At 38.3% G+C, this 5950-nt stretch carries 5 protein-coding genes and 1 pseudogene; 5 read left to right on the forward strand and 1 reads right to left on the reverse strand.

The window, feature by feature from the left end; translation table 11 throughout:
* Positions 1–110: 110 nt before the first annotated feature.
* Positions 111–1370, reverse strand: a complete 1260-nt coding sequence (locus DYY66_RS02940; RefSeq protein ID WP_166286073.1) for a YncE family protein — start codon at positions 1368–1370, stop codon at positions 111–113.
* A 168-nt stretch (positions 1371–1538) separates the two neighbouring features.
* Here DYY66_RS02940 and DYY66_RS02945 point away from each other — a divergent pair, with 168 nt between their 5' ends.
* From DYY66_RS02945 to DYY66_RS02970, 5 genes and pseudogenes are all read left to right on the forward strand, one after another.
* Complete coding sequence (locus DYY66_RS02945; RefSeq protein WP_166286075.1) at positions 1539–1991, forward strand: hypothetical protein; 453 nt, start codon at positions 1539–1541, stop codon at positions 1989–1991.
* A 47-nt stretch (positions 1992–2038) separates the two neighbouring features.
* A pseudogene (locus DYY66_RS02950) lies at positions 2039–2584 on the forward strand (ubiquinol-cytochrome c reductase iron-sulfur subunit); the annotation flags it as partial.
* An 820-nt stretch (positions 2585–3404) separates the two neighbouring features.
* Positions 3405–4355 (forward strand): hypothetical protein, encoded by a 951-nt coding sequence (locus tag DYY66_RS02960; RefSeq protein ID WP_166286079.1) that lies wholly within the window; start codon positions 3405–3407, stop codon positions 4353–4355.
* Between the two features lie 341 nt (positions 4356–4696).
* The coding region (locus DYY66_RS12955; protein ID WP_255496016.1) for a hypothetical protein at positions 4697–5173 on the forward strand (477 nt) is incomplete at its 3' end.
* Between the two features lie 74 nt (positions 5174–5247).
* The coding region (locus tag DYY66_RS02970) for a hypothetical protein (RefSeq protein WP_166286083.1) at positions 5248–5950 on the forward strand (703 nt) is incomplete at its 3' end.

Here is a 5950-nt window from a genome sequence, read left to right on the forward strand (position 1 = left end):
AATTAGGTATGATGGAACCAAAAAATGAACATCCTTGCCACAGAATGTACATTCTATTCAATAAAATCATAAAATGTTTTGTCTAGATTAACTCTGATTTCGGTTATACTTCAAGAGTTTGTAAGGACCCAACCATGGGCCAAAAGCCTTGTGACACTTGTCTGTTTCACACATGCAGGGGAACTATTTTCTGTTTTTATAACTAGAATGAGATTTTGCTTACACTTTACATCTTTTGATAAGATGCCAGATTGTACTTGTTTTAATGGAGACATGTACACTGAATTAGATGTGTGTGAAGATGGATCGTCAGTTATCCATACAGACGCAGAACCGTAACTTGAAGTGTATATTTTACCAGTATTAGGATTCACAGCTATGCCATAATCTGTATTTGCCGGTCCAAGTTGTTGTAGATAACTATCAGTTGATCCGTCAATAACCAAAATAGAATTAGAGTCCCTATTTGTGACGTATACCTTGTTTGCAATATCATTGACAGCAATAGATGTAGAATCTTCTCCTATCTTTATGGTGTTTATCACTTTATTGTCTGATCCATCTATTACAGCTAAAGTTGCAGAAGGACCGGAAACGTATATCTTGTTTGTTACCTTGTTTACCGCAATAAACTGAGTGCTCAATCTTGCTTGTATGGACTCTAATATTTTATCAGTGGAACCATCTATGACTATCACGGTATCATTGGTTCCATCAGTGACATACACTTTGTTTGTATTCTCATTGACCGTCACTTGTAATGGAGAAATATTTTCAAGATGTATGGTGTCAACAACTCCATTGGTAACACCGTCTATCACAGATATTGAATTGTCTTCTATATTGGCCACGTATATCTTGTTTGAAACGGTATCTAGTCCTAGACCTTCAGGCTGACTTCTTACGCTTATGGTCTTAACCACATTATTAGTTTGTCCATCTATTACTGAAACTGATTTGTAATTTTCATTAGTTACGTAGATCATATTTGTTACAGGATTGACTACAATGTTTCTAGGATTCATTCCAACTGTAATACTGGTTACAACATTTTGATTATTACCATCTATTACGAATACTTTGCCAGGTATAGGTAACGGTACTGCAATAGCATTAGGAGGAAGTCTTCCATATGGATAATCGGAACCAGTACAGGTGACATAGATTTTATTTGTTACAGGATTTACTGCTATCCCCCACGGTCCTGTTCCTACATTTACAAACGGTAGCACAAAGCCACCAGATGTTGAATTAGTAGGTCCGACTATTACATATCGTGGAGTGTTATCTTCTGATGTTGGAAATACAAGAGAAAAATTGGTAGTTAGAATCGAAAAGAAAACTATGTACCAGAATGTAATACCTCTCAAGCACAGAATAAGAGATTTTCAGTATGAAAAGTATTACGCATGATTAATACCCCATGAACTTGTGACAACTACAGACTGTGAGAAATGAAACCTCTCAAAATCAGTGTTAAAAACTAGAAGAATCATACACCAATTTTTTAAGAGATGTGAGTCCAGTACATTTTGGCAATGAACAAGTATCTTATTCTAATAATTTCTGGCTCTGTAATACCTGTAGTACTTTTAGCACTGACACTTTTGACTTATTATGATGTTTTCACTCCTGTTGCAAAAGAAAATACCTATGGCGTCAATGCATATGTGAGCAAATCCCCACCAACCATGTTGTGCAAGTGTCCCTATCTGATAAGCTTCAGTACAAAGTACACTGTTGCCATAACTGGATTTTATGCATGCAAAGGACTGTTTTGTGTAAGACAGATGAGCCCAATTGTTCTGGATAGTCCACCATACGAATCTCACACCACAACTGCAATAGACACCATCAATGTTCCTTGGCAAGTAGGAGATAATGTGGATATTCGTCTAAAGGTAGCTCCTGTTCATGATTATGGGACGGAATTCTCGGACTGGCAAGCCAGCATGATAGATTTGGGACCATCACGAGTTATTGCCCCATGAAAACTCTACACATTTCAAAATTTTCTATTTTTATGATTTCAATAGTNGTAGCCATGGCATTTACACCTTTTATACAATGGGGCAAATTCATGCCAAACCCAGATACAGCATCTCCAAAAAAAGCGCAGGTTGTTTTATCAGACGGCACTTTGGCAAACCTGAAAACTTTTCCAGTAAATCATCAGGAGCTTATCACATATCCAGCAACTGGAGATACGGTTCTTGACCAAGAGGCATTTAGAAAGTGGAATCTTATTCGGTTGCCTGAAGATCTTGGAGGAAGTGTAGATGATGTCACTGCATTTCGTGTATACAGTGCAATCTGTTTGCATCTGTGGTGCATGTGGAAATACGTACCTGTGAGCGTACGTGGTGGAAATAACAAGGGACAGTGTCCATGTCATGGCAGTACATATGATCCAGTTTCTGGAAAAGCAATTGCAGGCCCTGCATCACTTCAAGCTCCTCCGTCAAATACGCTTCCAACGTTATACCTTGAGACAGACAGCCTTGACAACTTGTGGATAAAACCTGCTACCTGGACTGTGAGTGAAAACGGAGTGGTGGGATATGGAAGATTCTTGAAGTCGTGATTTTTGTTTGAAATATTAGAATCATGAAATCTACACATCTCACAATAATTGTCATCTTGTCACTGGTTGNGTTGGGATTTCTTCAACCGCAAGTGCAACATCTGGAAATCTCACTTCTAGTTTCCAGCCACCATACCCTAATACTGCAAATTTGACTATGTATAACCCTCTTACATTTCCTGCACTTCAAGCAGTTCCGCCTGACTTGCTCAAAACACTACCTCCATTGGAGCAATCAGAACATGGAGTTATGGCGAAGAACATTACATGTAACAAAGGATTGCAGTTAATTTTCAAAGCAAAAGACAGTTCTCCAGCATGTGTACACCCAGGTACTGGTCAAAAATTGATTGAGAGAGGATGGGGCAATATGTTGACTCCAACTGTTTGGTTTAGATATACAGTACTAGATCCTTTTGAATCTGGATCAAATGCACACCAAGGCGTACCATGGTCAAATTATATTCCAACCAACATATCAGAAACTGCTTACAAACCTTGGTTCAATGGAACCACAATCAGAGAATACTTCACAAACCATGGTGTTACCGTGCTCGAGGTGAGGTATTCTTCATATTTGCTTGCGGGTCCTGAAGGAGTGAGCACACCCACACAACTTCAAACCGACTTTTATGTTCTAACTCTTCAGAATGATACATCTCAAATGAATCAGTTCGGTTTCAAAATGATCAATGTAGGTCCTAGACAGGACTTGAGTTTGTTTGGTCAAATCTTGCCATTAAATAACTAAAAACCCTATTCATACTAGAAGAATTCTCCACCAGTTTTTTAAACCGTGTCAGTCCAGTACCGGTATAACATGAAAATATCATCTTATTCTCTAATTACACTTTTGACATTTGTTATTTACATTTCATTTTTAGGTTCATCTTATGCCAGTACTGATTCTTCATCTATATGGTATCGATATACTGTAGAGCAATACAACGATACATCAGGTGAGATTTATTCTCATATTGTTATGGATGAATCATCTGGGACAGGGCAATCATATCCAGTATCCGGCAAAGCTGTACCATGGTCAAATACGGTACCGTCAAATTTGAGTGATAATCATACAGAATACTGTGCCATGAGTGCTGCAATAAAGGCATATTTTCAAAACTTGGGCATAATTCCAGACGACATGCGATTTAATCAATTAGTAGATGTCGGTCATGATTATGGCAATATCAACAATACAAAGATTGAAACTGATTTTTTTGTCGTACTTGGATCTGCAAAATATAATTCCACTATGATAAATTCAGGTTTTTACATGGTTGACTCTAGATACGAAGTAGGTTCTCAATCATTGCTTGATTGTAATAATGAAATGTCGTCTGGAGTAATGCCAGTTCTTAATGTTACAGGGACAAATTATTCTATGCCCTATACAATAGAAAATGGAAAGGTTATCAATGTCACAGCAGATGTTGGATCCAAATCAATTGCTATTTTGGTCAACACTACAAATGATGGATCAATTACAGTCACGATACCAAGAACACTGTCAGATTCAATAGCTGGTAATCCTGGAGTTAGTAACCTTTCGCCATTTGTTGTGACCCGCAACGGGACATCTGTCAGTTTTGGAGAAGGTGAAACCGATACGAGCAGGACAATGACAATTCCATGGTCAGGTTCTGGCATTCAAAGTTTGAAGATATCAGGTACATCAACAGTACCTGAATTTCCATTTTCGGTTCCAGTTTTATTGATTGGGATAGTTTCTGCCATTGGATTTTATAGAATGAAATTTAGGAAATGAGAACTCTACTTTTGCTAGTCGTCATACTTGGAGTATTAACGTTTAACAGCGCAAGCTCAACAGCAGAACCAGATTCATTTGTAGCAGAAAACAAGAGTGTTACTACAACCCATACAACAACTGTAAAAAACTTGAGCCCTCCTGAATGGCCCCCCTGTTGCCCGCCTGTAATACTAAGTCAGGTTGAGCTTGCAAGCCAGTTCAAGTTCCTGCCAGACAACACAACATGCACGTCACAGCCTGCGGTTTATCCACAGCACAACTGCCTTACAAACTTGGTTCCGGATCGCAAAGTTGAATGTTCGTATANAGTTTATCCGCAGCACAGCTGTCTCACAAACTTGGTTCCGGATCGCAAAGTTGAATGTTCGTATATTTCTGGCAATTCCTGTGAGCCGCTTCACCAGTATACCAGCGGCACAAACAAGAGCTGCTTTAGCGATTCGGTGCAGCCAATCTCGTCTGGTACACAATGGTTTGACTTGTATAATACACAAAACAAAACTGTACAGCTGCAATATTTTGGTTACAAACTTATCTCGGGTAATGACATGCCGGAAAGTGAGGGCGGAGGTTTTGACATTGGACCGCATGAAAAATGCACACTTGCACTCTCTAACAGCTATTCTCATGGAGCCCTTGAATTTAAATCGGTTAACATGACCCTAGAAGTTTCATACTATTATGACGGAAAGCCGTACACGACTGCCACACCTTCGTTGACTGATACCTACAATGATTCCGGAACATGGCAATTTGATGGTAACAAATGGATTTTTGCGGAACAAAATACGGTAGCAGTTCCTGAGTTTCCTTTTNTCCTGTCTTGTTGACAGGAATCATGTCAATACTAGTATTTTATAGAATGAAATCTGGTTTTAGAATTTAAGAAATGAAAACTATACATTATTGCATAATTATTTCTGGTGTGCTAATATCAGTTCTAGCATATTTGTTACTTGTTCCTGTTTCACTCGTAACAAACCAGACCAGTAATGAATCAACTTTGGTAAAATCAGACACGAGAAACTTTTCTAAGCCAATAGTTGAACAAATTATGAGCCATTCCCAGATACCGCAACTACTTGGCTTACCGGATCATATTCTTTCTTTCTACGATTGGAGCCGAGACGGAAGATTCATTATCGCTGCAAACCCCGCTGTAATACTTCATTTTAATGGCACCACGCTGGAAAAACTATACACTCTTCCAATTACTTCACATTATGCATTTAGAATATCCCCATCAGGTAAGTATGTGTTATTTTCTGGAGAGAACCATAATTCAGATGGATCTGTATCCTCAAATTTGTACACGTATGATATAAACGGCAATACTACCAACCAGATTACAAACAACACTAGAAGTGATTCAGATTATCGGAATACAAAATATCAATTTTATGATTGGGTATCTGACCAGAACATAATTTATTCTGAAGATAACAATTTTCCTCTTCCGAAATATTTTGGTTCAACCGATACCTCCTTGTGGCTGGCTGATTACACTGGAAAAAAAATAAAACTGATGTGCCAAGGTAGTTTCTCTTCTGCTCGTAATTTTACGAACTCTCACAAGAGCTGTTTTTTTGAAT

Source organism: Candidatus Nitrosotalea sp. FS (assembly GCF_011319475.1).
In the GTDB taxonomy this organism is placed as follows: Archaea; Thermoproteota; Nitrososphaeria; order Nitrososphaerales; family Nitrosopumilaceae; genus Nitrosotalea.

Excerpts from the sequence above, each read along its gene's own strand:
- DYY66_RS02945 (WP_166286075.1), top strand. The coding sequence starts at position 1,539 with ATGAACAAGTATCTTATTCTAATAATTTCTGGCTCTGTAATACCTGTA.
- DYY66_RS02960 (WP_166286079.1), top strand. The coding sequence starts at position 3,405 with ATGAAAATATCATCTTATTCTCTAATTACACTTTTGACATTTGTTATT.